Source organism: Streptomyces sp. NPDC001970, from assembly GCF_053594115.1.
Genome location: NZ_JBSFDW010000013.1, coordinates 14,689 through 40,101, shown reverse-complemented (window position 1 = coordinate 40,101; position 25,413 = coordinate 14,689). Strand labels below are relative to the sequence as shown.

General features: G+C 71.7%; 23 protein-coding genes and 1 pseudogene. 12 read left to right on the top strand and 12 right to left on the bottom strand.

The features are described from left to right. Positions 1 to 259: 259 nt before the first annotated feature. A complete protein-coding gene (locus tag ACWCP0_RS17820; protein ID WP_451079737.1) occupies positions 260 to 2,347 on the bottom strand; it encodes a DHA2 family efflux MFS transporter permease subunit in 2,088 nt (695 codons plus the stop codon). 218 nt (positions 2,348 to 2,565) lie between these two features. Here ACWCP0_RS17820 and ACWCP0_RS17815 point away from each other — a divergent pair, with 218 nt between their 5' ends. Both ACWCP0_RS17815 and ACWCP0_RS17810 read left to right on the top strand, forming a co-directional pair. Next, the gene (locus ACWCP0_RS17815) at positions 2,566 to 3,543 is read left to right on the top strand and encodes a peptidoglycan-binding domain-containing protein (RefSeq protein WP_451079736.1); all 978 of its coding nucleotides are present in this window, start codon (positions 2,566 to 2,568) and stop codon (positions 3,541 to 3,543) included. An 827-nt stretch (positions 3,544 to 4,370) separates the two neighbouring features. Further along, positions 4,371 to 5,042: an HAD-IA family hydrolase gene (locus ACWCP0_RS17810; RefSeq protein ID WP_451079735.1), complete on the top strand. Its 672-nt coding sequence runs from the start codon at positions 4,371 to 4,373 to the stop codon at positions 5,040 to 5,042. 95 nt (positions 5,043 to 5,137) lie between these two features. Here ACWCP0_RS17810 and ACWCP0_RS17805 read toward each other — a convergent pair whose 3' ends face one another. Then, positions 5,138 to 5,722, bottom strand: coding sequence for a TMEM165/GDT1 family protein (locus tag ACWCP0_RS17805; RefSeq protein ID WP_351232064.1), 585 nt, complete (start codon positions 5,720 to 5,722; stop codon positions 5,138 to 5,140). A gap of 366 nt (positions 5,723 to 6,088) precedes the next feature. Then, a complete protein-coding gene (locus ACWCP0_RS17800; protein ID WP_451079734.1) occupies positions 6,089 to 6,829 on the bottom strand; it encodes an ABC transporter permease in 741 nt (246 codons plus the stop codon). Between the two features lie 263 nt (positions 6,830 to 7,092). On the opposite strand from ACWCP0_RS17800, the gene ACWCP0_RS17795 reads away from it, so the two are divergent. The 5 genes from ACWCP0_RS17795 (at position 7,093) to ACWCP0_RS17775 (ending at position 13,429) form a co-directional block, all read left to right on the top strand. Continuing rightward, the gene (locus ACWCP0_RS17795; protein WP_451079733.1) at positions 7,093 to 7,746 is read left to right on the top strand and encodes an HNH endonuclease family protein; all 654 of its coding nucleotides are present in this window, start codon (positions 7,093 to 7,095) and stop codon (positions 7,744 to 7,746) included. 90 nt (positions 7,747 to 7,836) lie between these two features. Next, a complete protein-coding gene (locus ACWCP0_RS17790; RefSeq protein ID WP_451079732.1) occupies positions 7,837 to 9,675 on the top strand; it encodes an alkaline phosphatase D family protein in 1,839 nt (612 codons plus the stop codon). A 126-nt stretch (positions 9,676 to 9,801) separates the two neighbouring features. Then, positions 9,802 to 11,757 (top strand): FAD/NAD(P)-binding protein, encoded by a 1,956-nt coding sequence (locus ACWCP0_RS17785; RefSeq protein WP_451079731.1) that lies wholly within the window; start codon positions 9,802 to 9,804, stop codon positions 11,755 to 11,757. A gap of 55 nt (positions 11,758 to 11,812) precedes the next feature. Continuing rightward, positions 11,813 to 12,286, top strand: coding sequence for a DoxX family protein (locus ACWCP0_RS17780; protein WP_451079730.1), 474 nt, complete (start codon positions 11,813 to 11,815; stop codon positions 12,284 to 12,286). 486 nt (positions 12,287 to 12,772) lie between these two features. After that, positions 12,773 to 13,429 (top strand): DedA family protein, encoded by a 657-nt coding sequence (locus ACWCP0_RS17775; protein WP_451079729.1) that lies wholly within the window; start codon positions 12,773 to 12,775, stop codon positions 13,427 to 13,429. On the opposite strand, the gene ACWCP0_RS17770 is transcribed toward ACWCP0_RS17775, so the two are convergent. Then, on the bottom strand, positions 13,395 to 13,646 hold the full coding sequence (locus ACWCP0_RS17770; RefSeq protein WP_451079728.1) for a DUF2277 domain-containing protein: 252 nt from the start codon (positions 13,644 to 13,646) through the stop codon (positions 13,395 to 13,397). The genes ACWCP0_RS17775 and ACWCP0_RS17770 overlap by 35 nt on opposite strands. A gap of 186 nt (positions 13,647 to 13,832) precedes the next feature. Then, entirely contained in the window at positions 13,833 to 14,045 is a 213-nt protein-coding gene (locus ACWCP0_RS17765) for a hypothetical protein (RefSeq protein ID WP_451079727.1), read from the bottom strand. Positions 14,046 to 14,098: 53 nt separating this feature from the next. Between ACWCP0_RS17765 and ACWCP0_RS17760 the strand changes: the two genes are divergently transcribed. The 3 genes from ACWCP0_RS17760 to ACWCP0_RS17750 all read left to right on the top strand — a co-directional run bounded on the left by ACWCP0_RS17760 (position 14,099) and on the right by ACWCP0_RS17750 (position 16,007). After that, the gene (locus ACWCP0_RS17760) at positions 14,099 to 14,737 is read left to right on the top strand and encodes an HAD family hydrolase (RefSeq protein WP_451079726.1); all 639 of its coding nucleotides are present in this window, start codon (positions 14,099 to 14,101) and stop codon (positions 14,735 to 14,737) included. A 73-nt stretch (positions 14,738 to 14,810) separates the two neighbouring features. Then, complete coding sequence (locus ACWCP0_RS17755; RefSeq protein WP_451079725.1) at positions 14,811 to 15,263, top strand: protein-tyrosine phosphatase family protein; 453 nt, start codon at positions 14,811 to 14,813, stop codon at positions 15,261 to 15,263. 366 nt (positions 15,264 to 15,629) lie between these two features. Then, complete coding sequence (locus ACWCP0_RS17750) at positions 15,630 to 16,007, top strand: nuclear transport factor 2 family protein (protein ID WP_451079724.1); 378 nt, start codon at positions 15,630 to 15,632, stop codon at positions 16,005 to 16,007. A 66-nt stretch (positions 16,008 to 16,073) separates the two neighbouring features. Here ACWCP0_RS17750 and ACWCP0_RS17745 read toward each other — a convergent pair whose 3' ends face one another. Further along, positions 16,074 to 16,451, bottom strand: a complete 378-nt coding sequence (locus tag ACWCP0_RS17745; RefSeq protein WP_451079723.1) for a hypothetical protein — start codon at positions 16,449 to 16,451, stop codon at positions 16,074 to 16,076. A 349-nt stretch (positions 16,452 to 16,800) separates the two neighbouring features. Between ACWCP0_RS17745 and ACWCP0_RS17740 the strand changes: the two genes are divergently transcribed. Beyond that, a complete protein-coding gene (locus tag ACWCP0_RS17740; protein WP_451079722.1) occupies positions 16,801 to 18,102 on the top strand; it encodes an MFS transporter in 1,302 nt (433 codons plus the stop codon). A 68-nt stretch (positions 18,103 to 18,170) separates the two neighbouring features. On the opposite strand, the gene ACWCP0_RS17735 is transcribed toward ACWCP0_RS17740, so the two are convergent. From ACWCP0_RS17735 to ACWCP0_RS17715, 5 genes are all read right to left on the bottom strand, one after another. Continuing rightward, positions 18,171 to 19,199, bottom strand: a complete 1,029-nt coding sequence (locus ACWCP0_RS17735) for a CPBP family intramembrane glutamic endopeptidase (protein ID WP_451079721.1) — start codon at positions 19,197 to 19,199, stop codon at positions 18,171 to 18,173. A gap of 1,007 nt (positions 19,200 to 20,206) precedes the next feature. Further along, positions 20,207 to 21,133: a hypothetical protein gene (locus ACWCP0_RS17730; protein WP_451079720.1), complete on the bottom strand. Its 927-nt coding sequence runs from the start codon at positions 21,131 to 21,133 to the stop codon at positions 20,207 to 20,209. A gap of 750 nt (positions 21,134 to 21,883) precedes the next feature. Further along, entirely contained in the window at positions 21,884 to 22,435 is a 552-nt protein-coding gene (locus ACWCP0_RS17725; protein ID WP_451079719.1) for a tellurite resistance TerB family protein, read from the bottom strand. 374 nt (positions 22,436 to 22,809) lie between these two features. Next, complete coding sequence (locus tag ACWCP0_RS17720) at positions 22,810 to 23,295, bottom strand: sigma-70 family RNA polymerase sigma factor (RefSeq protein WP_451079718.1); 486 nt, start codon at positions 23,293 to 23,295, stop codon at positions 22,810 to 22,812. Between the two features lie 182 nt (positions 23,296 to 23,477). Next, positions 23,478 to 23,948 (bottom strand): GNAT family N-acetyltransferase, encoded by a 471-nt coding sequence (locus ACWCP0_RS17715; RefSeq protein ID WP_451079717.1) that lies wholly within the window; start codon positions 23,946 to 23,948, stop codon positions 23,478 to 23,480. 464 nt (positions 23,949 to 24,412) lie between these two features. On the opposite strand from ACWCP0_RS17715, the pseudogene ACWCP0_RS17710 reads away from it, so the two are divergent. Further along, positions 24,413 to 24,840 (top strand): annotated as a pseudogene (locus tag ACWCP0_RS17710) (site-specific integrase); the annotation flags it as partial. 100 nt (positions 24,841 to 24,940) lie between these two features. On the opposite strand, the gene ACWCP0_RS17705 reads toward ACWCP0_RS17710, so the two are convergent. Continuing rightward, complete coding sequence (locus ACWCP0_RS17705) at positions 24,941 to 25,336, bottom strand: MarR family winged helix-turn-helix transcriptional regulator (protein WP_451079852.1); 396 nt, start codon at positions 25,334 to 25,336, stop codon at positions 24,941 to 24,943. Positions 25,337 to 25,413 lie beyond the last annotated feature (77 nt).

Genomic DNA, 25,413 nt, shown 5'->3' with positions numbered 1-25,413 from the left:
CTGTCGGGAACATGGCGATTGCCGAGCGTGAGCGTCGAACGGCGGAATGGCGGCGCGGCGTACGGCGATGGATGGACACATGTGCCGTTGATGAACGGACCGCGCGGCTGCAATGCGCCGTTATGTCAGGGCAGTTCGGAATGCGTCTCGCTCACGTCGTCCGTGTTCCCACAACGTGTTCCCGCACGTCGTTCGTATTCCCACACGTCGTTCGTGTTCCCACACGTCGTTCGTGTTCCCACACGTCCTTCGTGTCCCCTCACCTCCTCAGCGGGTGCTCCTGGTGCCACGCCTGGTGGTCGCGGTGCGGCTCGCCGCTGTACGGGCGTTCGCCGTCCGAACCGCACAGTTCGGCGGTGAGCTCCTTCACCAGCTGGACCAGGTCCGTGGGCCGGTCCGGGCCCCACCAGTCGCCGAGCAGCTCGGCCAGCGACTCCTCCCGGGCCGTCGCCAGTCTCCCCGCCGCCTCGTCGCCCTTGTCGGTGAGGATCAGCGACAGTCCTTCGCGCCGGGCCAGACCTCGCTCCTCCACCTGCCGGGACGCCTGCGTGATCGTCTTCAGCGGTACGGGGGTGACATCGGCGAGCCGGGACGGCTCGACCTTGCCTTGCCGTCTGATGCGCAGCAGCAGCCAGCTCGCCGCCGGGATCAGGTCGAGACCGGCCTTCGCGGTGAGCTTCACGTAGATCTCCTTGCGGCCCTCGCGCGACCCCAGCACCGACAGCGCGCGGGCGCACTCGTCGTACGAGGAGCGCTGGACGGGGTTGGAGGCGAGCATCTCGCTGACCTCGGGCGCGGTGACGGAGCCGCGCAGCTTGTCCTCCTTCAGGTACCAGGCGGTGATGAACGCGACGAGGACGACCGCGGCCGCGTACAGGAAGACATCCGTGATGGACGTGGAGAACGCCTGCAGGACGCTCGCCCGCAGGCCGGGCGGGAGCTCGGTGAGGGCCCGCGGATCGGCGGCGAGCTGATCGGGACCGGTGCCGGGCGGGATCGGCCGTCCGGCGAAGACGTCGGCGAGGTTGTCCCTCAGCCGGCTGGTGAAGAGGGTGCCGAAGAGCGCGACACCGAACGACGCCCCGATGGAACGGAAGAAGGTCGCCCCGGAGGTCGCGACGCCGAGGTCCTCGTAACGCACGGCGTTCTGCACGACCAGCACGAGCACCTGCATCACCAGGCCGAGCCCGGCGCCGAAGACGAAGAAGTAGAGGCCCATCTCCCAGACCGGCGTGTTCACCTGCAGCTGGTGCAGCAGGAGCAGCCCGATCGCGGTGACGGCGGTACCGGCGATCGGGAAGACCTTCCACCGTCCCGTACGGCTGACGATCTGGCCGGACGCGGTGGAGGTGAGCAGCATCCCGAACACCATCGGCAGCAAGTGCACACCGGACAGGGTCGGGGACACGCCCTGGACGACCTGCAGGAAGGTCGGCAGATAGGTCATCGCGCCGAACATCGCGAAGCCGACGACGAAGCTGATGACGGCGACGAGCGTGAAGGTGCGGACCCGGAAGAGCTTCAGCGGCAGCACGGGCTCGGCCGCGCGTCGCTCCGCGTGCACGAACGCGACGAGCAGCACGGCCCCGAGGACGGCGAGGCCGATGATCTGCGCGGAGCCCCAGGCCCAGGTGGTGCCGCCGAGGGAGGCGACGAGGACCAGGCAGGTGGCGACCGACGCGATGAGGAACGTTCCGAGGTAGTCGATGGTGTGCCGGGTCCCGCGCACCGGGATGTGCAGCACGGTGGCGATGACGAAGAGGGCGACGACGCCGATGGGGATGTTGATGTAGAACACCCAGCGCCAGCTGAGGTGCTGGGTGAACAGCCCGCCGAGCACCGGTCCGAGCACGCTCGACGCGCCGAAGACCGCGCCGAACAGCCCTTGGTACCGGCCGCGCTCGCGCGGCGTGACGATGTCGCCGACGATCGCCATGGACAGCACGATGAGTCCGCCGCCGCCGAGGCCCTGGAGGGCGCGGAAGGCGATGAGCTGAAGCATGTCCTGCGCGATTCCGCAGAGGGCGGAGCCGATGAGGAAGATGACGATCGCGGCCTGGAAGAGTTTCTTGCGGCCGTACTGGTCGCCGAGCTTGCCCCAGAGCGGCGTGGCGGCGGTGGAGGCCAGTATGTAGGCGGTGACGACCCAGGACAGATGCTCCAGGCCGCCGAGTTCGCTGACGATGGTCGGCAGGGCGGTGGAGACGATGGTCTGGTCGAGCGCCGCGAGCAGCAGGCCGAGCAGCAGTGCGCCGATGGCGACGAGGACGGCCCTCCGGCTGCGTCCTGTGCCGGGTCCGGGTATCGGGGCGGGGTTCACGTCCGTGTTGCCCCCAACCTGAGCCATGTGCACTCCTCGGGTCCGGTCGGCCGGGTTCGTCGTACACCGGGTTCGTCGTACGCCAGGTCCCTTTTGCCCCCCTCGCATGTCATCCCATGTCCTCCCATCCTGAACTTTCCGTCCCGTAATGGCCTGCCGAAGCGAGGCTCGGGACGGGGACGCGGCGTCGCCCGGCTGGACAGGGGCTGCATAATCGGCGGCAGCGCAAGGGGAGGGAAGCCACCATGACGGGACGGGCATGTCCTGAATGCGGTACGCCGCCGACGGAGGTGTGCGGCTGCGCGGTGCGGGCCGAGCGCTCGGCCGGCCGCTCCGCGGAGATCGCGGAGGCGGAGGACTTCGATCCGCTGCGCATCAGGCCGTACGTGACGCTGGGGTCGCCGCCGGAGGCGTCGGGCCCGCCGCCCGAGTCGTTTGCGGTGGGGCACTCGGGTCCGGGTCCGGACGCGTCCATGGACGGCCCGGCCACGCAGGAGATCGTGTACGAGTACGAGCTCTCCGCGCCGGCCGCCGGCCCCGTGCCCGACGGTCCTGTGCCCGACGGTCCTGTGCGACGGCGCGGCCCCGGCATGCTCGTCGCGGCCGTGGCCGTGGTGGCCGTGCTCGGGACCGCCGCGTTCGCGGGCGGGCTGCTCGGCGCCGGCGAGGACGGGGAGAGGGCGCTGCCCGACATCGAGACGATGGAGCCGTTCCTGAGCGGCGTACCGGACGCGTCCGTGGACCCCTCGGCGTCGAAGAAGGCGAGTGCGTCGCCGTCCGCATCGACCTCGGCGTCGGCGTCTGTCTCGGCATCGCCTTCGGCAACGGCCTCGGCATCGGGGACCGCGGTCGCCGCCGCACCCGGCTCCCCGTCCACCACGACCCGCGCGACCGGTCAGGTGTCGCAGAGCCCCGCCACCTCCGCCGCGCCGCTCACGCTCCGCCCGGGCGACAACGGCGCGGAGGTCGTCGAGCTCCAGGAGCGCCTCGACCAGATCCGGCTCTACGACGGCCCGCCGCACGGCCACTACGACGGCCGCGTCGAGAACGCCGTCGCCACGTACCAGCAGTACCGAGGCATCGACAGCGACCCCGAAGGCGTCTACGGCCCGGCCACGCGCCGTGCCCTGGAGGCGGACACGGAGTACCCGTACGACGGCGACGGCTGGAACGACGACGACGACTGGAACAACGGCGGCGGCCGCGGCGGCCGCGGCGACTGACGCCTGGAGATGCGCCCGGTACCGGGCGCATCTCCAGCCCCGCCCCGGCCACACACGAGGCCCGCCCCGAGCCCGCCGGACCGTCCATCCAGCCCGTCCGGGGCCCAGCGAATCGTCCCGGCCGCACTCATCCAGCCCGTCCGGGCCCACCGGACCATCCCCGGCCGCACTCATCCAGCCCGTCCGGCGCTTCAGGACGACCACCCCGGCCACCCACACGGCACCGCACAGCCATCCAGCCCCACCGGGCCCACCGAACCGTCCGGGCCCCACTCATCCAGCCCGTCCGGGCCCACCGAACCGTCCCGGCCCCACTCATCCAGCCCGTCCGGGCCCACCGAACCGTCCCGGCCCCACTCATCCAGCCCGTCCGGGCCCACCGGACCAATCCCGGCCGCACTCATCCAGCCCGTCCGGCGCTTGAGGACGGACACCCCGGCCACCCACACGGCACCGCGCACGCCCATCCAGCCCCACCGGACCATCCCGGCCGCACTCATCCAGCCCGTCCGGGCCCACCGGACCATCCTGGCCACACACCAAGCCCGTCCGGCGCTTGAGGACGGAGGACGGACACCCGGCCACCCACACGGCACCGGGCACAGCCAGCCCAGGGGCCTGGGGGCTCGCCCCCAGTTCGGGAAGGGGCGGGGAGGGGAAAGAGCCCCGCGCAGCGGCCCGCACACCCGCCTCCGCACCGCCGCGACTGGCGCCCCGACCACTTTGTTTTGTATCGTACGAAAACAAAGTGGTTCCCGCTCGCACTCCCTGACCGGCGGGCGGGGACCACTCTGGTCCACCACGCCCCCGCAGCTGGAGCAACGCCGATGCCGGCCACCCCCACCCCGTCCGTACTGACCACCCGCGCCCTCCTGCTCGACATGGACGGCACCCTCGTCAATTCGGACGCCGTCGTGGAGCGCGTCTGGCGCGGCTGGGCCGTGCGGCACGGGTTCGACCCCGACGAGACGCTCAAGGTCGTCCACGGCCGCCAGGGCCACGCCACGATGGCCCTCCTGCTGCCGGACCGCCCGACGGCGGAGAACCACGCCGAGAACCGCGAGCTGCTCGCCCAGGAGACCGCCGACGTCGACGGCGTCGTCCCGATCGCGGGCGCGCCCGCGTTCATGGCTGCCATCGCCGCACTCCCGCACGCGCTCGTCACCTCGGCCGACGAGGCCCTCGCCCAGGCCCGGATGGGCGCCGCGGGGCTGCCCATTCCCGGGACGCGGGTGACCGCGGAGCGGGTCGGGGCCAGCAAGCCGGACCCGGAGGGCTTTCTGAAGGGTGCCGCGGAGCTGGGCTTCGACCCGGCGGACTGCGTGGCGTTCGAGGACTCGGAGGCGGGCATCACGGCGGCCCGCGCCGCCGGCATGCGGGTCGTCGGTGTCGGGCCGCGCGCGGCGGCGTTCGGGCCGGACGTGCACGTCCAGGACCTGACCGGGATACGGGTGGAGGCGGCGGAGGACGGCTCGATCCGCCTCCACGTTCGAGCCTGACGCCGGCACCGCGGGGCGCCCCACGGTGCCGGGCGCCCCGCCTGTCCGTCCTCGAACGCCGGACGGGCCTACATCGCGGCCCGTCAGGGTCCAGGTCAGCCCGCGATCGCCTCGTACAGGCTGAACCCTGCCAGCGCCAGCATCAGCGCCGCCGCCACCTTCGTGATCAGCCGCAGCGGCACGTACTTCATCAGCGTCCTGCCGCCCACGATGCCGAGCCCGGCCACTGCCCACAGCGCCAGCACGGCACCGAGGCCCACCGACAGCGGGTTGTCGTAGCGGGCGGCCAGGTTCGCGGTCATGATCTGCGTCAGGTCGCCGAACTCCGCGACGAGGATCAGCATGAAGCCCGCGCCGGAGACCTTCCAGAAGGACTGGTCGGCCGGCGCCTTGATCGACTCCTCGTCATCGTCGTCCTTCTTCAGCAGCAGCATCGCCGCGCCCGCGAGGAAGAGAACACCGACGACCGCCTGCACCAGCCGGTGGGGCAGCAGCGTCAGCACGCTGCCCGCCGCGATCGCGAGCGCGACGTGCACGGCGAAGGCCGCCGCGACCCCGGCGAAGACGTACGAGGCCCGGTAGCGCGTTCCGAGCATCAGCCCGGCCAGAGCCGTCTTGTCGGGGAGTTCGGCGAGAAAGACGACGCCGAAGGTGATCGCCATGATCGTGAAGCTCAGCACGGGTGAGGTTTCCTCAATCGGTGGGGCGCCGCCGCACCGAGAGACCTGACCGATTCGCGTTTCCGGGGTCGCTTCGGCTCGGCAGCACCATGAATGGACATGGTCACTGCTGGCCGAAGGTCTCGCTGGCGGGCCATCGGTGATGACGGCCGCCTCCGGGCGCCGGCCGAGACGAGCTCGGCAGTATGTCGACGTTCCGGCGAAGAGCTACTCCCCTTCTGCGTCCACAAGAGTACGCCACGCCCACACCACCCCGTCAGGGACCTTGGTCCCGAGACCGGCACGGCACGCTCCGGGACCGGCACGGCACGACCCGAGACCGCCCACCACGAAGACAGCCCGACACCGGGACCGGCACCGCCACCGTCAGTCCCGGTGCAGCCGTCCCCGCGCCACCAGCTCCAGCACCAGCGCCACCGCGACCGCCTGCACCGCCATCAGCCCCACCAGCACGAACAGCTGCACCGCCCCCGCCTCCAGCGGTGACGCCCCACCCAGCAGCATCCCCACGAACGCGCCCGGGAGCGTGACGAGGCCCACCGTCCTGGTCTGGTCGAGGCCCGGCAGCAGTGCGTCGGACGCCGCCTCCCGCGCCACCTCCATCCGTGCGTCCCGGTCGGGGAGGCCCAGCGCCATCCCCGCCTCCACCTCGCCGTGCCGCGTGGCGAGCTCGTCGAGCGCGCGCCGCCCGCCGAGGACCGTTGCGGTGAGCGCCCCGCCGATGAGGATCCCGGTGACCGGGATGAGCGCGATGCCCTTGACCGGTACGAGCCCGGTGAGCAGCAGCGCGCCGACGACCGGGGCGACGCCCGCGCCGATCGGGAGCGCCGTGCGCCACCAGGTGCCGTTCGGGGTGATGCGGCGCCCCGCGGTACGTACGGCGACGGCGTACATCAGCAGCAGGAAGGCGAGCAGCAGCGGTACGGAGTGCACCACCCAGCCGATGACGAGGGAGACCGCGGCGAGTTGGACCGCGGCGCGCACCCCCGCCACGGCGATGTCGCGGGCGCGCCCCGGGCCGAGGTGGGCGACGGCCGCGACGGTGGCCGCGACGGCCAGCAGTACGGCGAGGACGACCCCGAACGTGACATTGACCGGCAGCAGCACGCGCCAACCCTAAGCGGTGCGAACCGATGTGCCGGGGCGTCAGAACCCCAGGACTGGTCGCGGTGCGGATCGGAGCACGGGTCGCGATGCGGGTCGTGGTGCGGATTTCGACCAGGGCGTCAGAACCCTTGATGTGACGTGTTCATGTCGCCACTCTGTTACCTGGCGCCCATCCCCAGGAAACCTGGCGCCGCCACGATGACGCGGGCCCTGCCGCCAGGGCCTGCAACCGGCCAACCCCACCCACCCCCACGGGAGTTCGCATGTCAGGTGTCTACGCGCGTCGAGTGCCCCGCACCGCCGTGCTCGCCGCATCCGCCGCGCTCGCCTGCGCCACCACTCTGCTCAGCGCCCCCGCCGCCAGCGCCGCCCCGCCCACCCCGGTCAGTGCCTCCACCGCCCGTACCTACCTGAGCTCGCTCACCGTCAAGGCGGAAGGTTCCTCCACCGGCTACAACCGCGACCTGTTCCCCCACTGGATCACCCAGTCGGGCTCCTGCAACACCCGTGAGGTCGTCCTCAAGCGCGACGGCTCGAACGTGGTCCAGGACTCCAGCTGCGCGGCCGTGAGCGGCAGTTGGTACTCCCCGTACGACGGCGCCACCTGGACCGCCGCCTCCGACGTCGACATCGACCACATCGTCCCGCTCGCCGAGGCCTGGCGCTCCGGCGCCAACTCCTGGTCCACCTCCTCGCGCCAGGCCTTCGCCAACGACCTGACGCGTCCGCAGCTGATCGCCGTCACGGACAACGTGAACCAGTCCAAGGGCGACCAGGACCCGGCGGAGTGGATGCCGTCGGTCACCTCCTACCGCTGCTACTACGCCCGCATGTGGGTGCACACGAAGTACTACTGGAACCTGTCGGTGGACTCCGCCGAGAAGTCCGCGCTGCAGTCCGTCCTCAACGGCTGCTGACCTGTTAATTCCGTCAGGAACCGCGCTACCCTCCCCCGTCGTTCCGTACCGTACGGGGGCGACCCGTACGGGGGCGACGGAGGAGGGCACATGGCAGCCGGGCTGCGCCTGGGACCACTGCTGCGGTACGTCGACTGGGAAACCGGCGACCGCGCGACCGTATGGATCGAGGCCGACCGGCCCTGCACGGCCGAGGTGCGCTGCGCCACGCGCGGGGCCGGCGGCTCGGTGCGTACGTTCCAGATCGAGGGCCATCACTACGCCCTGATCCCCGTGACCGGCCTGACCCCGGGCTCGTCGACGGTGTACGAGGTCCTGCTGGACGGCCGCCGCGTCTGGCCGCTCGAGGACTCCGGCTTCCCCGAGAGCACGATCCGCACCCCCTCGGTGCCCGCCGAAGCGGTGCGGATCACCTTCGGCTCCTGCCGCTGGGCGGCGCCGCCGGCCGACGAGCACGACCCGATCGGCCCCGACGCACTGGACGCCCTCTCCGCCCGGCTGGCCGCCGACCCGGCCGCGGAGCGCCCCGACGTGCTGCTTCTGCTCGGCGACCAGGTGTACGCGGACGCCACGTCCAAGGCCACCCAGCGCTGGCTGGCCGCCCGGCGCGATCTGCGCGAGCCGCCCGGCGCGGAGGTCGCGGACTACGAGGAGTACACCCGGCTGTACGACGAGTCCTGGCTGGACCCCGAGGTCCGCTGGCTGCTGTCCACCGTCCCCAGCTGCATGATCTTCGACGATCACGATGTGATCGACGACTGGAACACCAGCGCGTCCTGGCAGGCCGAGATGCGGGCCACGGCCTGGTGGCAGGAGCGGGTGCTCAGCGGCCTGATGTCGTACTGGGTCTACCAGCACCTGGGCAATCTCTCCCCGTCGGAGCTGGACGCGGACCCGGTCTACGCGGCCGTACGGGACACACCGGACGGGACCGACGTGCTGCGGCGCTTCGCCGCGGGGGCCGACGCCGACCCGACCGCCGTCCGATGGAGTTATCGGCGCGACTTCGGCAGGACCCGGCTGGTCATGGTCGACACCCGCGCCGGGCGCGTCCTGGACGAGAACAAGCGGGCGATGCTCGACCAGGACGAGGCGCGCTGGCTCCGCGACCAGGCCCTGCAGTCGCCCGGTGCGTACGACCACCTCCTCATCGGCAGCTCGCTGCCCTGGCTGCTGCCGCCCCTCATCCACGACGCGGAAAGCTGGAACGCGGCCCTGTGCCGGGGCGAGCGGGGCCCGCGGTGGGCGCGGTTCGGCGAAGACGTGCGCAGACGGGCGGATCTGGAGCACTGGGCGGCGTTCCCGGGATCGTTCGAGAAGCTGACCCGGCTGATCACGGAAGCAGGCAGCGGCCCGGCGGCGCCGGCGACGGTGTGCGTCCTGTCCGGGGACGTCCACCACGCGTACGTGGCGGAGCCCGAGTGGCCCGACGGGGCCCCCGACGCGCGGGTGCTGCAACTGACCTGCTCCCCCGTCCACAACGCGATCCACTCCTCGGTGCGGCTCGGTTTCCGCTTCGGCTGGAGCAGGGCGGGGCGGCGGCTCGGCCACGCCCTGGCCCGGCACGGGCGGGCGGGGCGACCGGTGATCGACTGGCGGCGGACCGGTGGGCCGTGGTTCGGGAACCAGCTGATGACGCTGGCCCTGCGCGGGCGTTCGGCGGAGCTCCGGCTCGACCAGGCGCGGGAGGACGGCGGGCGGGCGGGCCGCAAGCGGACGGGCGAGACGCGGGGAGACTCCGCGCGGACGGACGGGACGCGGGGAGACTCCGCGCGGACGGACGGGACGCGGGGAGACTCCGCGCGGACGGACGGGACGCGGGGAGACTCTGCGCGGATGGACGGGACGCGGGCGGACGGGATGCGGGCGGATCATGCCCATACGCGCCTCGTGACCGTGGACGAGCGGAACCTGACGAATGGTCCGTGACTCTGCCCACACCGGGACCTGATCCCCACTCCGGCTCTTCGGCTCCCGCCGGGGCAACGGCATGATGATGCGGACGATCCACTTCCCGCACCTCACACCCCCCACATTGTCCCGGGAGTCACTGTCTTGTCCGCAGTTCGGCATGCGATAGCCCTGGTCGGCGCTGGTCCTCGTGGCACCTCGGTCCTCGAAAGACTCTGCGCCTCCGTGCCCGAACTGGCCCCGGACACCCCGCTGACCGTTCATGTCGTCGACCCGGCGCCCGCCGGTCCCGGCCAGGTGTGGCGCACGGACCAGCCCTCCGAGCTGCTGATGAACACGGTCGCGTCCCAGGTGACCCTCTTCACCGACGAAAGCGTCGGCTGCGAGGGCCCGATACGCCCGGGGCCGAGCCTGTACGAGTGGGCCGCGACGCGGGAGGGCGAGGAGCGGCTCGGTCCTGACGACTACCCGACGCGGGCCCGATACGGCCGCTACCTGGAGTGGGCGTTCCGCAGGACCGTCGAGCAGGCGCCGCCGACGGTCCGGGTCGAGGTGCACCGGGCACGGGCGGTACGGCTCGACGAGACCGAGGACGGCTCGCAGCGCGTGACGCTCGACGACGGCACGGTCCTGGCCGGCCTGAGCGCGGTGGTGCTGGCGCAGGGGCATCTTCCGGTCGCGCCCGGGGCCACGTCCGCCCGGCTCGGCGCGTACGCGGACCGGCACGGGCTGCGGTACTTCCCGCCCGCCAACCCGGCGGACCTGGACCTCTCCGCGATCGCCCCGGGCGAGAAGGTCCTGCTGCGCGGACTCGGCCTGAACTTCTTCGACCACATGGCGCTGCTGACCACCGGCCGCGGCGGTGCGTTCGTACGGGACGGGGAGCGCGTGGCGTACCGGCCGTCGGGGCGGGAGCCGCGCCTGTACGCGGGCTCGCGGCGCGGGATCCCGTACCAGGCGCGCGGGGACAACGCGAAGGGCGCGTCGGGCCGCCACCACCCCCTGGTGCTCACGCCGGACCTGATCGCGGTCTTCCGCAAGCGCGCGGACGCGGGCGATCCGCCGGACTTCCTGGGCGAGATATGGCCGCTGGTCGCCAAGGAGGTGGAGACGGTCTACTACGAGGCGCTGCTCTCGCCGCGACCCGGGCCGGGCGAGCGGCTGCCGGGCTCACCGCCGGCCGCCTCACCGCTGCCGGGATCACCGCTGCCGGGCTTCCGGGCGCGCTTCCTGGGCGCCCCGCACGGCAGCCCCGAGGAGGCGGCGGTCCTGGACGCGTACGGCTGCGCGGAGGCCGACCGCTGGTCCTGGGAGCGGGTGTCGTATCCGCACAGGGGTCGGAGCTTCGCCGGCCCCGCGGAGTTCCGCGCCTGGCTCCTCGACCATCTGCGGCAGGACGCCGAGAACGCGGCGCTCGGCAATGTGGCGGGCCCGGTCAAGGCGGCGCTCGACGTCCTGCGCGACGTGCGCAACGAGGTGCGGCAGATCGTGGACCACGCCGGGCTGTCCGGGACCTCGCGGCGCGACCACCTGGACCGCTGGTACACGCCGCTGAACGCGTTCCTCTCCATCGGCCCGCCGCGCCGCCGCATCGAGGAGATGGCCGCGCTGATCGACGCCGGGGTGCTGGAGGTGGTCGGCCCGCGGATGACCGTACGGACGGAGGGCGGGCTCTTCACGGCCGGCTCCCCCGAAGTGCCCGGGTCGGAGGTGTCGGCGACGGCGCTGGTCGAGGCCCGGCTTCCGGAGACCGACCTGCGGCGCAGCCGCGACGAGTTGCTCGCGCGGCTGCTGCGGACAGGCCAGTGCCGGCCGCACGCGGTCGGCGGCTACGAGACCGGGGGCGTGGACGTGACGGAGCGGCCGTACCGCCTCATGGACCGTCAGGGACGGGCGCATCCGCGCCGGTTCGCGCTCGGCGTGCCCACGGAGGGGGTGCACTGGGTGACCGCGGCCGGGGCGCGGCCGGGGGTGGACTCGGTGACGCTGTCGGACGCGGACGCGGTGGCGAGGGCGGTGCTCCGGACCACGTCTCCTCGGTGTGAAATCCGCATGAAAAGCAGCCACCGGTCAAATGTTGAACTCGCAAGCATTGATTAGGCCTGCCTAACTTGAGGGCTCGTCGGTTCACGTCCCCAGACCGAAGGAGTCCCCCATGGCCCCTCGTGGCCTTTCCTCACGTCTCGACCAGGCACAGCCGTACGCGCTCGGCCTCTTCCGCATCGTCGTCGGCCTGCTCTTCGCCTCCCACGGCGCCGCCTCGCTCTTCGGTGTCCTCGGCGGCGCCATGGGCGGCGGCACCGTCCCCACCGGCACCTGGCCCGGCTGGTACGCGGCTGTGATCCAGCTCGTCGGCGGCGGCCTGGTGCTGGTCGGCCTCGGCACGCGCACGGCGGCGTTCATCGCCTCCGGCTCGATGGCGTACGCGTACTTCACGGTGCACCAGCCCGAGGCGCTGTTCCCGCTGCAGAACGGCGGCGAGGCGTCCGCGATCTTCTGCTGGGCCTTCCTGCTGCTGGTCTTCACCGGACCGGGCGCGGCGGCGCTCGACGGCCTGTTCGCGCCGCGCGGTGCGACGGCCGAGGAGCAGCGGCAGGACGAGAAGTCCGCGGCGGCTGTCGCTGCGTGACGCCGGGCGCCGGGGCTCCGGACCCTGACGAGGCCTGACGGGCCCTGGCGGGGCCTGCGCCGCGTCATCCACGCCGGAACGACGGTCCGCGGGGTCGTCCGTCCCACGGGGCGCCCGCACCGGGCCGGCCGCACCGGGTCACCCTCCGCCGGCCGGCCGCACCGGGTCACCCTCCGCCGGCCGGCCGCACCAAATCACCCTCCGCCGGCCCGGGACTCCAGGCTCGTCCGGCCACGGGGCCCGGGTTCGGCCTGAGGAACTGGCTCGTGAGCGGCCGGCTCGCGAGCACCTCGCGTCTGCGTCGCCGTGGGCCCGGTCCGGCGCTGTCCTGCCCGGGCTCGCGGGCGTCTTCCCTGTATACGCCCGACTTGCCCCCACCCTGCCGGTCCGGTCGCCGGGCACAGGCGTACGCTGGATGGCTGTCATGCCGCCCCTGCCGCTCCCCTGCGACGTCGCGGCGTTCTTTCGCGGAATCGGGGAGTCCAGGTGCTCGACAGCGTGGGGATGCTGACCGGTAGTCCCTGGATCTACGCCGTGGTGGCCCTCTTCGTACTCCTCGACGTCTTTCTGCCGGTGCTGCCGAGCGGCGTGCTGGTGATCACGGCGGCCACGGCCGCCGCGGCCGGATCGACAGCCGCCGCCGGGTCGGCGACCGCGGTCGCGGTCGCGGAACAGATGCCACCGCAGGAAGTGCCCTCGCTCCTGGCACTGCTGCTCTGCGCGACCACCGCTTCCGTGCTGGGCGACCTCGTCGCGTACCACCTCGCCTGGCGCGGCGGCGCCCGGCTGGACCGCGCGATCGCCCGGTCGCGACGGCTGACCACCGCGCAGGAACGTCTCGGCGCCGCACTGGGCCACCGATGCGGCGGCCTGCTCGTGGTCATCGCCCGCTTCGCGCCGGGAGGCCGCTCGGTCGTCTCGCTGGGCGCGGGCGCCGCGCACCGCAGGGTGCAGGAATTCCTGCCCTGGTCCGCGCTCGCGGCCGTGGCGTGGGCGGGCTACAGCGTCGGCCTCGGCTACTTCGGCGGCCAGTGGCTGGGCGCGACCTGGGTGGGCGTGGCGGTGTCGGTCCTCGCCCTTTTCGCGGCGGGCTCGCTCGCCGCGTACATCATCCGGCGTCCGCGGGCTCCGGAACGCGCTTAGCCGCGCCGGCTCCGCGCACCTCCAGCCCGTCGAGCAGCGCGCGGGTGGCCTCCGCTATCTCCTCGACGGCGCGCTCGAACACCTCCCTGTTGTGCGCGGCGGGCGCCCTGAAGCCGGACACCTTCCGTACGTACTGCAGGGCGGCGGCCCTGACGTCGTCCTCGGTGGCCTCGTGCGGGAGGAGGGGCGGGCGGAGGGTCTTGATACTGCGGCACATGACTCCAGTGTGGGCCACGCCACTGACAACGCACCCGGCTTCGACGGCACCCATTCCACTCGCCGGCACCCCGGGCCACGGCCTCCAGCACATTCAGCGACCCCGTCCCGGGCGTGGCGTTGACGACGGCACCCGCCCGATCCACGGATCGGCCGGGGGGCCGGCCGGGTCGTATACGGAACGCCGTCAGGCCGCGTCCGCGACGGCGGGCGCCAAGGCACTGGCACCCGCGCCGGCGTCGGCCTCGACCGCCGCGGCCCACTCCACCAGCAGCCTCTCGTAGCGCGCCTCGTCCACGGCGGACAGCCGACCGCCGGAACGGGCCCACAGCGCACGAATCTCCGCATTCACCACGGCAGCGGACCGCACGGAACCAGGCTTGCGAGGGTTGGGGGACATGGGTACAAGGCTACGGCTCCCCACTGACAACCTGCACCCGTAGTGTGGGTGCGGTGACGGAGACCATAGTTTTCGACATCGGGGGGACGCTCGTCCGTGACGACCGCTACTGGGCCTCCTGGGCCGACTGGCTCGATGTCCCCCGGCACACCCTCGCCGCGCTCGTCGGCGCCGTCACCGCCCAGGGCCGCGACAGCGCGGACGCCCTGCGGCTGCTGCGGCCCGGTATCGACATCGGCGCCGAGTACCGCGCACGCGAGGCCGCCGGCCGCGGCGAGCAGCTCACCGAGGACGACCTCTACGAGGACGTGCGCCCGGCACTCACCGCCATCCGCGCCCGCGGTATCCGCGTCGTCGTCGCCGGCAACCAGACCGCGAAGGCCGGCCGGCTCCTGCGCTCCCTGGACATCCCCGCGGACCTGGTGGCCACCTCGGACGAATGGGGCGTCGCCAAGCCCGCTCCCGAGTTCTTCGCCCACGTCCTCACCGTCGCTCGCGCCGCCCCGCACGAGACCGTTCACGTCGGCGACCACCCGGTCAACGACGTCTTCCCCGCCAAACGGGCGGGGCTGCGCACCGCGCATCTCCGCCGTGGCGCATGGGGTCATCTGTGGGCCGACGATCCCGAGGTGATCGCGGCGGCGGACTGGCGCATCGACTCCCTGACCGACCTCGCGGAACTCGTCGACTGACACGGCGGTCGGGCTCCCCGCACGAACCTCGGCGGGCCCCAGCGGGCGGCGCGGAGCGACTAGGTTGGGGCAGGTGACCGAGCCCTGGAACCCCGCCGACCCCGGAACACTCCGCCTCCCCTCCGGCCGCCTCGTCCGCGGCCGCGCCCTCCGCAGCCCCCTCCCGCCCGGTCCCCCGCCGACGTACGCCCTGCACCTGTTCGGCAGGAAGCCCCCGGAGGTCCCATGGGCGGCCAACTGGCTCCGCTGGCCCGACTTCCGGCTCCCCAGCGACCCCGCCGACGCCCGCACCCTCCTCCACGAGGCGTGGACCCGCGCCGCCACCGAGCGCGTCGAGGTCGCCTGCGGCGGCGGCCGCGGCCGCACCGGCACGGCCCTCGCCTGTCTCGCGGTCCTGGACGGGGTCCCGGCCACCGAGGCGGTGGCGTTCGTCCGGCGCCACTACGACCGCCGGGCTGTCGAAACTCCCTGGCAGCGGCGGTACGTCCGGCGTTTCGAGGCGGACTCCCCGTCCCCGGGCCGCTGAACCGCGCGAGGAGTTCGTCCGGAGCCTCCCCACGGGCCCGGCCCAGGCGCCCCTTCCCAAGCCGGCCGGGCCCGCGGGGCGTTAGGCCTCGCCACCGGAATCGGCGTGCGCAACAGCACCCGGTCCCCTGCCCGTTCCTCTCGGGTGCGGTGTGCCCCGGCGGGGCACGGACGGCGGGTGTTCCCCGTGTCCGCACGGCGCGCAGGCCGATCCCCTCCCAGCACGGCGCGCCGGCCGGGCACCCGCTGCCGCGCTGTTGTACCTCGCCCGGCACTGTCCGGTACTCCGCCGCAGCGCTTGACGGGTGCATATCACCCCCGCACCAGAGGGCCGGACACCGATGACGGCCTCTGCCAGGATGCCCTCATGGAGCCTTCGAAGATCGTTCATCGCTTGTGGGATCGCATGCAGGCCCGCGACTGGACCGGGGTCCGCGAACTGCTCGCCGACGACGTGGTGGTGGAGTGGCCGGTCAGCGGCGAGCGGATCGTGGGCCGGGACAACTACGTGAACATCAACGCGGAGTACCCGGAGGGGTGGTCGATCCGGGTGCTCCGGATCGTCGCGGACGGCGAGGACGTGGTTTCCGAAGTGGAGGTTCCCCACGAGTCGATGGGGCTGCACCGCGTCGCGTCGTTCTGGACCGTGCGGGACGGGAAGATCGTCGCCGGCCGAGAGTACTGGAGCGAGCTGGGCTCGGACCCGTCGCCCGAGTGGCGGGCGGGCTATGTACAGCGGTGGTGAACGGGCCGGGAAGCTCGCTCTCCGCCGTGCCACCTCCGGCACCACCTCGGGCCCCTTGAAGGCGTCTCACCGGCAGCAAGCCTCCGCGTCTCGGCGGAACTCGTGAACCACCTGGATCTCACCGACGATGTGGGCGTTGAACTCGTCCAGCTCTTCGGCCGGCACCCACAGTTCGAGGATCGTCCGTCCGCCGGCCTGCTGGACGGGGTACCGGCTCAAGAACTCCGACTCCACCTGGAAACGGGTGACGAACCCGGCACCGTCGTGCTTCACGTTCCAGTCCCTCGCGATCCTGATCGCGTAGTCCTCGTAGAGAACCGGGTAGAAGATCGGCTGCTCGGGCAACCGGGGCGGCCAGGCACGCCAGTTCAGCTCTCGTACCAGGTCCAGCTCCTTGGGGCCGGTGGGGCGCCACAGGGTCGTCGTCGCTTGCCGGCTGGTCATGCGGATCGCTCTCTGCACATGGGAAGCCGCCGATGCGGCTGGTTCGGGAGACCGGACGTTACCGGCACCGCGGGCTCGGCGACCACGCGGTTTCCGCGCAAGGGCCACGTCGCGACGAGCCGTTACCCGGCAGACGGCGATCACGGGTCACGGGTCACGGGTCACGGGTCACGGGTCACGGGTCACGGGTCACGGAAAGGTACCAAGCATGATCGCGTCGGGAGCTCTGACGTACGGTTCTGCAAGAGCCGGGAGCTGGGATTCCCCGGCCGCTCGCCCCCCCTGACGTGAAGTGCTCCCCTCAGACCCCATAGGCGTCCGGAACGCGGGCTCCTAGAAGGATGTCCGCATGGTCTTGTCCGTCGCCGCGACGCCGTCCCGCCTCTGGACCAGGAACTTCAGCCTCTATTTCACCGCCCGCATCGTGGCGATGCTGGGCGACGCGATGATCCCGGTCGCGATGGCGGTCGTGATGCTCTCGCTCGGGTACGGGGTGAGCGGGGTCGGGTTCGCGCTCGCCGCCTGGATGGGGGCGTTCGCGCTCTTCGTCGTGTTCGGCGGGGTGTTCGCGGACCGGTTCCATCCCAGGCCGCTCATGATCGGTGCGGACGCGGTCCGGTGCGTGATCCAGGGCTCGCTCGCGGTGTATCTCGGGCTCGGCCACCCACCGTTGTGGTTCATCATCGGCGGGGCGCTGCTCGGCGGGATCGCGACCGCGATGTTCCACCCGGGCCTCTCCAGCCTGGTGCCGCAGATCGCCTCCGACCCGCACCAGGCCAACGGGGTGCTGCGGGTGAGCCAAGGGATGTCCACGATGGCCGGGCCCGCGCTCGCCGGGACGCTGGTCGCCACCACCTCTGCGGCCTGGGTGTTCGCGGTGAACGCGGCCACCTTCGCCGTCAGCGGGATCTGCCTGGCGGCCCTGCGGCTGCCCCCGTTCGAGGTCGACCGGTCGGAGTCGACGCTCGCGAACCTGCGTACCGGCTGGGACGAGTTCCGCTCCCGCTCCTGGCTGTGGTCGGTCATCCTGATCTGGTGGGTGCTGGGAGTCTTCGTCTGGGGCCCGCTCACTCCGCTCGGCGCGGCCTCCATCATCGCCGAGCACGGCAAGGCGGCGTTCGGCTACGCCGAGGGCGCCTTCGGGGCCGGCTGCGTCCTCGGCGGCCTGGTCGCGATCCGGGTCCGCCCGTCCCGCCCGCTCTTGGGCGGCGGGCTCGCGATGTTCCTGTTCCCGCTGATGCCGCTGGCGGCGGCCCTGGTCCCGTCCTTGCCGCTGCTCATGCTCGGGTACGCGGTGAGCGGAGTCGGCTGGGCGTTCTGGGGCGTCCAGTGGGCCACCACGGTGCAGACCCAGGTCCCCGAGGACCGCCTCAACCGGGTGGCCGCCTACGAGGTCGCCGGCTCGATCCTCGCCGTCCCGTTCGGCCAGGCGACAGCCGGCCCCGCCAGCAACCTCTTCGGCGTACACCAACTCCTGCTGGTCGCCGCGCTGATCAGCGTCTGCTGCGCCATCGCCCTCGTCGTCGTCCGCCCCATACGCCGTCTTGCCCGCATACCGGCGCAATCGGCCAAGGTGGTGGACGTGCGTAGCCGGCCCTCCGACCGGACGCGGAGAATCGACGTCGCCACGTACAAAGACCCTCAGCCTTGATCGGCTGAGGGCCTTCTCGCCGGTGGGCGCGGGCGGGTCCGCGCCGCCGACATCTGCTCCGTACATCCTCAGACCGTGGTGGCGACCGCAACCGGCGGCTCCGCCCGGGGAGGAGCGGGCTCGGAGGCCGTGCGTGCGACCCGGGCGATACGGAACCGGCGGCTCAGGCGCAGGATCACCCACGCGTACAGCGGCAGCACGACGACTTCCGCCGCCAGCAGCACCCAGGGGGCATCCGCGGCACTGGTACCACCGGAGTCATCGAGCCCGGCCACGAACATGGCGGAGAAGAGGAAGACGAAGAGGTTGTTGACCACGTGGAAGGCGATGGCCGCCTCCAGGCCACCGGTACGGTGCACCAGCAGGCCCAGGACGAGACCGAACAGGACCAGGTCGGCGAAACCCCAGGGCGTGCCCAGACCGTGGGCCAGGGCGAACAGCACGGCAGCCACGACGAGCCCGACCCAGGGTGAGCGCAGGTAGCAGCCGAAGACCTGGGGGATCCAGCCGCGGAATACGTACTCCTCGGCCGCGGCCTGGAAGGGAACCAGCAGGACGATCACCGCGGCAGCGGTCAGGAACGCCGGCCAGCCCGCCCAGACGACAGGGGACGTCGACCCGGACGCGCCGGCGCCGGCACCGAATACGGCGTCGAGGGCAATGGCCAGGGCGAACAGGAGCACGATCGCTGCTGCGGCCACCCCCAGGCAGGCGAGCAGCCAGCGCCATCGCAGCCGTCCGGTCACGGAGGACAGGGTGCCGGCCGGGCGGCGCTGCACCAGGCGCGCGGCGATCACCACCGCCGGGAGCATCAGCGCGAGTATGAGCAGCACGGCGGCGCTGTCCCACAGAGGATTGGCGAACAGCGTGTCGCCCGTGCCCGGCTCGACCCCGGCCAGCAGGGCGACCTGGATCAGTCTGTCCACCGCGGGGGTCAGGAACAGAAACCAGCAGACCAGGGCGACGAGCGTGGCCACCAGCGGACACCACCAGCGGTGGAGCCCGGTCCGCGCCAGACGGTGATAGGGTGTTCCGGCCGGTTCTGCGGCGGTGATGTCGGCGTTCGCAGGGGGTGCTTGGCCACCCTCATAGGTCATGCGGGGCACTTCACCTTCCGGTGCACGGACGAAGGTGCTCATGGTTCGACCTCGATTTCACTGGCTCGGCGGGGGCCCCATCTCGTGATTGCGGCCTGGCCATCAGCAGACACGAACCGGGAAGCAACCGTCATGACCCCAAAAATCGGGACTTGACGCGAGGGGGTGTCTTTGCTGGGCGAACGGCGGAGAGCTCAACCGGTCGCTACGACAGCCGAGTTACGATCATGCTCACTCTCCGCAATCGCAGCCGCTCAGTAGGTAACTCGACGTGGCGCGGTCCGTGTGGAAGCAACTGGCTGCCGGCGGCAACGGAACGGGACGGAGCGGTGCCTCGAACGGGCTTCTGCAAAGACGGCCGGCGTCCCCGGCGTCACGTCCCCTTGTGATCAGCGTGAAGCCGGGGCCGTACTGTCTCCCGGGCAGGCTCGGCGCTTGTCGGTGCCCTGGTGGGCTGCCCTGATGGGCTGCAGTGATGGGCTGCACTGCGTGAGAGCTGACTGTCTGGGCGCGCGCCTGCTGCGATGCGGGGTACGAGGCCGGCGGACGCTTCGCACTCAACTCTCCGCTGGTGCCCGTTGTGGCGGGTGGTGCCCTGGACGGGCTGACGGCGTGGACAGCCGGGCGACGCCTCGCGTCTCGCGCGCCCGCGGCCCTGCGGGTCTGTGCGCCGCTGCTGCCGACGGTCGTGGCGACGGTGCTGCCGGCATGGTGGTTCTTCGCGACGCAGGGGAAAGGGACGCTGGACGACTACCCCGGCGATTCCGGTCCCTGCCCCGCGAGCCACATCCCACCCCAGTGGCCCCGCTGGATTCCCGCTTGGCCGGCCAGGAAGCCATGGCCGAACCTGCGCTCCGACTCCACGGCGGAAGGGCCCTCTGCCTCCCCGCACCGAAGGACGAGGTGCGCCGCCCGAGCCGGGAGCGCATGCAAGGCCTCTTCCGCCCGGTACAGAGCATCCCGCGTCAGGTCCATGGGCAGAGAGCGCGGCTTCGCCTCCGCCGAGTTCAGCCCTGGCTCGACCCGGCCCCGTCCTCCCCGTACGGAACCGGTTGGCCCGTAAACGCGTCCAGAAGGACCCGGACCCCGACCGGCCGGTCCAGCTTCACGGTCATCTCCTTGCCGCGCAGTTCCGCGGTACAGGGACCGTCGTTCGTCCCGACGACGGATGCGGACAGCACCACGCTGCCGTCCGTCTCCAGCACGTCCACGGCGGGGCCGTCGTCGCAGGCTCCATGGGTGGCCACCACCGTGACGGACCGGCCGTCCCCGGCCACCCTCACCAACCGGCCGAGCGGCGCCAGCTCGTCGGTGGGCACCTCGCCGGCCGGCTTGATCGGTGGCTGGGGAAACTCCGACGGGCTGAGGGCGACCCGCTTGAGCGGGGTGGCGTAGCCCTCCAAGGTGAACAGCCAGGCCGGGACGGTCGCCGGGCCACGGCTGGTGGCCAGGGCCATCACGCCCAGCTTTGCCCCGGTCACGGTGAGATGCGGTCCGTCGTTGCTGCCGCCGGCCAGGGTCTCGAACGCCTCCCGAGCATCCATCAGCGGCAACGTGAGCGAGCCTCCGCTCTTCCACTTCACCTGCCCGTCCTCCTGCGGGGTGGCAGGAAGCTCGCCGCTCAGAACGAGGTTCCGGGCCCCGTACGCGAGCTTGTCGGCCCCGTTGCGGAAGGCGTTCTCGGGCAGCAGTACCGCCTCCCCCATCGGGTAGTAGCCCTTGCCCCAGACCTCGGCGGCCTTGGAGCCGTCCCAGGCATCGGCAACCTGCCGGGCGCGGACGTTCGACCCCGACGCCGGGTCGGTGCCACGGACCTGCGTGCCGCGCCCACCGGCCTTCTCACTGCCGCAGCCGGCGACGGCACCGGTTGCGACGGTGCACAAGGCGACTACGACGAGCAGATTGACGGCGCCGCGTGCGGTGTACGTACCCATGGGTCCCCCGGGGACTGGCAGTGACGAAGTGGAGGTGAGCGGTGAGGGGTGGAAGCCGTACCACCCCTGTGACGCGTCGACCCCGGCCCGGGTTCCTCGGCGGCGGCGGAATTTCGGGGCCTCGAAAGCGGAGGCCGGCGGAGTCTCACTGGGTGCTCCCACCCCTTGAGCGATCTCGGAATCCGTCATGGAGGTGATTTCGCCGTGGGTTCACCTCCCACACCCCACCGCGGTCGAACGGCCGCGACCGGCCGACTCGGTGAGGGGCCGTCGGCATGTCCAGCCACCGTGACTGCCCGTTGTTCCGCGCGGCTCTCCGGTCGAGCGGGCACGTGAGGGGAACGGACAGCCACAGGCCGGTGTTGGTGCCAGGCACCGATGTAGGCCTGGCGAGGCGGACGTGAGTCCGGCTCGCTCGGCCGGGTCTCGCCCATGACGGTCTGCCGTCTCGCGGAGCCGGGCCCGGAGCGGTGACGACGACAGGAGCGTCGGGCCCGGCGGCGAGCGGGAGCCGCGCGCGGCGGGCGGGAGCCGTACGCGGCGGGCGGGAGCCGTACGCGGCGGGCGGGAGCAGCCGCCTTGATGGAGCAGGGACTTCTACCGCACCGATCCTGTGGCCTGCTGTCCGTCTGCAGAGGCCGCCACGATGGCGTACTTGCCCCTCGGTCCCAGCGGGAGCGGTGGCGGCAACCTCATGGACCCCGCCGCCGACGGCGGCAGGTGGCGCGGTGGGGCATGTGGGGCATGTGGTCAGATGCCGAACTCCTGCGGGGACAGGCCGAGCACCGAGCACGCCTCACGCAGGACCTGCTCCTCGGCCGGCGCGACGAATCCGTCCGCACCGGCGACGACGAAGCCGGTCTGCACGACCGCCCTGGCCTCCGTCGGCTTCTTCGCCGCCTTGGCGATCTCCTGCATGACCTCCGCCTTGCCCTGCTGGAAGTCGAGCGCCAACTGGTCGACGTGCTTGTTGAACCGCTGCCGGAGCTGGTCGGGCGGGAAGTTCTGCAGGACGTCGTTGTTCAGGATCAGCGACTCCACATGCTGCCGCTCGGCCGGGTCGACATGCCCGTCCGCGGCCGCGACCAGCGCGCACATCGCCATGCTGGCGTCCCGGTAGGCGCCGCTCTTCAGCTCCGCCTTGAGGGAGGTGAGCTGGGACTTGAGCGAGTTCACCAGCTGAGCCCGCGACCCGGCGGCGGAACCCGCACCCGGCCGCGCATGTCCGCCCGAGCTCCGCGTCCCCTGCGACTGCTGCTGCAGATTCTTGGCCTGGTCCTTGATCCGATCCCACATCGCCACTCGTGCCACCTCGGCTTCTGCCCGTGTCGTTCCGGTCGTTCGCGCACACTCCGCGCGTTCCCCTACCAACGCCTCACGGCCCTTTGAGGTTCCGCAGCCGGGCTGTCCGCGCCCGGCGAGCGAGGGACAGACGTCAAGCACACCCGACGCCAGTCACCGGAATGGCGCAGGAACGATCAAGGCCCGGACCCCCGGTTCTCCGCCGGTGACCTGGGCCTTCGTCGTACTTCAGGCATGGGGACCGGACCGCGAGTTCGAGCGCGGCCCGCCATCGTGGAAGCGAAGGAGCGGATGTGGCTCAGCCTCCGCGTCCCTCGCGTGAGAGACAGGGAGTGCCCACGGACAACAGCACAAGAGGCGCCCCGAGGCCGTCGTCAGTCGAGAAGGCCGTGTCGGCGTGCGGCGGCGGTGAGCAGCAGGAGCAAGCGGCGTCGGCCGTGGCGCAACCGGGATGCCACGGTGCTCTGGGGGATGCCGAGGATCTCCGCGATCTCCCTGTGGGTGAAGTCTTCGACGTCGGCGAGGTGTACGACGATCGCAACCGACCGCGGAAGTTGTCTCAGCGCGGCCTTCACTTCACGGTCGGACAGCCGTTCCAGGGCCCGCACCGGGAGCGTCCGGTGAACACGGAGCGTGGGGCGCGGTGGGCGTTGCCGCTCGACGCCGGCGCCGAGCGCCGTGTCGGCCAGGAAGCGGACCAGCCAGGTCTTGTGGCTCGTCGTCCCGGCGAGCGAACCGAACGCATCGAAGGCCCGCAGGTACGTCTCCTGAACCAGGTCCCCCGCGTCGGCACGGTCACGGGTCATCTGTGTCGCGGCTGAGGAACAGCATGGCCTCGCGCTCGAACCGCGTGCCCGCAAAGGCGGCTGAGATCCAGGGGATCGGCACCGCCTCAGGTTGGAGTGCCAAGATCGGGGTCAAGGCGATGACGCTGCCTCCAAGGCGGACATGAAGCTGGTGGGCACCAACTTCCAGGTGCCCACCAGCTTCTTCGTCATGTGACCACCAGAGGTCAAAACCGTCCGCGGCTTCCCGTATGTGCTCACCGAGCGGGGAAGGTGAGCCGCAGAACGATCTCGCCGTCGTCGATCTCTCCGGTGGGCTCGAACCCGAACTCCTGGTAGAAGGGCCACGGTTCGCCGTCGCCGGGCTCGTAGCTGGTCAGGAGCTCGGTGGCGCCGTCCGCGCGAACCAGGTCGGCGATCTGCGTGAGCGCCTCTCGGCCGATCCCTCGCCTCTGGTACCGCTTGTCGACGAGGAGGCGCCAGAGGAAGTGCTGCCCTTTGAAAGGACCAGCCGGCGGTTTCCACGACAGCATCACGAAGCCGACTGGCTCGTCGCCGCGGTACACGGCGCGGTACCAGGGATTGGCCTCCGGCGTCTTTGCCGCCTCCTTGAGCGACTTGGACACTGAGGCGACGAACTGCTTCTGGTCGCGTCGGACGCGGAGGGCACGAACGGCATCCCGGTTGTCGTCGGTGATCTCCCGTAGGTGCACGCCTGGGGATTTCATGCCACACCCCTTCCTGCATCCGGCAGCTGCGCCATCCGGGCCGACGTGAAGAACCGCCACCGGGCGGCGTTCCCTTGTGCGTACGCGTTGTCAAGGACGCCAGGTTGGACGTCTTCGCAGCGTATTCGACGCAGGCGATCTGGAGCGGGACTGGCGCGCCGGGCTGTGACCGCGTCCGAGGCAGCTCCTGGTGAAGAGCAACTCGGTCTGACGTGGCGATGCTCATGCTGAGAGCCCAGAGCCCCCTGCCGGAGGTGGGACACCGCACCAGTTCGGAGGAGTGCGGCCGTGACCCTGGGCTGATCAGATTGAGCTGGATGCCGCTGACCTGCGGCGGAGTGGTTGCCTCGCCCCGGTTCCCCGTGGTTCCCCGCTCGTCCCCGACTGATCGGGCACGCATGGGGCACGACGACTCAACGCTTGAGGGCTCTGTACCGCGCGAGGAGTTCGATATCCGGCGTTGACGAGCCGAACTCCTGAGCTCTGGCGTCGGTGAGCCGACCGTGGCCAAGGCGTATCAGATCCTGCGAGCCATCATGAACACGGCCGTGGACGACGGTTTGATCCAGCGCAATCCACGCCGCATCAAGGGGGCCGCGCCGCGAGGACCGCCGAACGCCCGTTCCTCGAAGTGGCGGACGTCTTCCAGCTCGCCGACGCCGTGCCTGCGAGATTCCGCATGCTCATACTCCTGGCTGCCTTCACCGGACTGCGCTGTGGTGAGCCGGCCGCACTACAGCGGCGAGATGTCGACCTCGAACGACGGACCGTCTCTGTGCGTCGCGCTCTCGCCGAGACCCGCACGGACGGGCTGCTGATCAAGTCGCCGAAGAGTGCGGCTGGCGTCCGTACCGTCGCGTTCCCCACCTCGCCGACGACCGAACTGGCGGCGCCACGCCGCGTCCGGGGCACTTACCAGTGTCACGGCAAGGAGGCCCCGACCGCATCGCTGCGCCGGCCCTGGTCCCGCGCACCACCTGCCTGCCAGTCGGCTAGTCGGCACTCGCTGGATCGGGCCGTTGGCGGGCCGCCAGGTTGTCCTCCACCCGTTCGAGGCCACGGAGGAGCACCCGGCGCTCGTCCTGCGTCATGTCGCCCGTGGTCACGTCCTCCAGGTCGGCCCAGAGCTTCTCGACCTGGCGTCGAAGCGCCCTGCCGGCGGGGGTGGTCTCGACGAGGGTGGCCCGCCCGTCGCTGGGGTCGGGCCGGCGGCGGACGAAGCCGGCTCGTTCCAGGCGCTGGACTGTCCGGGTCATCGAGGCCGAGTCGGTATCGAATGCCGCCGCCAGGTCGGACTGCCGCCGCGGACCCGTATCCCACAAATACATCAACAGCAGTTCGTGACCCGGGTGCAGGCCCAGGTCACGGAACAACTGGCGGGCTCGCATCACATGCAGCTGCGTCACTCGGATGAGGGCGTTACTGATGGGGCCGCTGGCCGCAGCGGTGGGCGACGCTACGCGCC

Bases quoted from the DNA above. Each gene is read 5' to 3' on its own strand.
- ACWCP0_RS17705 (WP_451079852.1), bottom strand. From the start codon at position 25,336: ATGCGAGCCCGCCAGTTGTTCCGTGACCTGGGCCTGCACCCGGGTCAC.
- ACWCP0_RS17780 (WP_451079730.1), top strand. From the start codon at position 11,813: ATGGCCCCTCGTGGCCTTTCCTCACGTCTCGACCAGGCACAGCCGTAC.
- ACWCP0_RS17715 (WP_451079717.1), bottom strand. From the start codon at position 23,948: ATGAAATCCCCAGGCGTGCACCTACGGGAGATCACCGACGACAACCGG.
- ACWCP0_RS17770 (WP_451079728.1), bottom strand. From the start codon at position 13,646: ATGTGCCGCAGTATCAAGACCCTCCGCCCGCCCCTCCTCCCGCACGAG.
- ACWCP0_RS17730 (WP_451079720.1), bottom strand. From the start codon at position 21,133: ATGGGTACGTACACCGCACGCGGCGCCGTCAATCTGCTCGTCGTAGTC.
- ACWCP0_RS17740 (WP_451079722.1), top strand. From the start codon at position 16,801: ATGGTCTTGTCCGTCGCCGCGACGCCGTCCCGCCTCTGGACCAGGAAC.
- ACWCP0_RS17795 (WP_451079733.1), top strand. From the start codon at position 7,093: ATGTCAGGTGTCTACGCGCGTCGAGTGCCCCGCACCGCCGTGCTCGCC.
- ACWCP0_RS17820 (WP_451079737.1), bottom strand. From the start codon at position 2,347: ATGGCTCAGGTTGGGGGCAACACGGACGTGAACCCCGCCCCGATACCC.
- ACWCP0_RS17810 (WP_451079735.1), top strand. From the start codon at position 4,371: ATGCCGGCCACCCCCACCCCGTCCGTACTGACCACCCGCGCCCTCCTG.
- ACWCP0_RS17790 (WP_451079732.1), top strand. From the start codon at position 7,837: ATGGCAGCCGGGCTGCGCCTGGGACCACTGCTGCGGTACGTCGACTGG.
- ACWCP0_RS17735 (WP_451079721.1), bottom strand. From the start codon at position 19,199: ATGACCTATGAGGGTGGCCAAGCACCCCCTGCGAACGCCGACATCACC.
- ACWCP0_RS17765 (WP_451079727.1), bottom strand. From the start codon at position 14,045: ATGTCCCCCAACCCTCGCAAGCCTGGTTCCGTGCGGTCCGCTGCCGTG.
- ACWCP0_RS17750 (WP_451079724.1), top strand. From the start codon at position 15,630: ATGGAGCCTTCGAAGATCGTTCATCGCTTGTGGGATCGCATGCAGGCC.
- ACWCP0_RS17815 (WP_451079736.1), top strand. From the start codon at position 2,566: ATGACGGGACGGGCATGTCCTGAATGCGGTACGCCGCCGACGGAGGTG.
- ACWCP0_RS17745 (WP_451079723.1), bottom strand. From the start codon at position 16,451: ATGACCAGCCGGCAAGCGACGACGACCCTGTGGCGCCCCACCGGCCCC.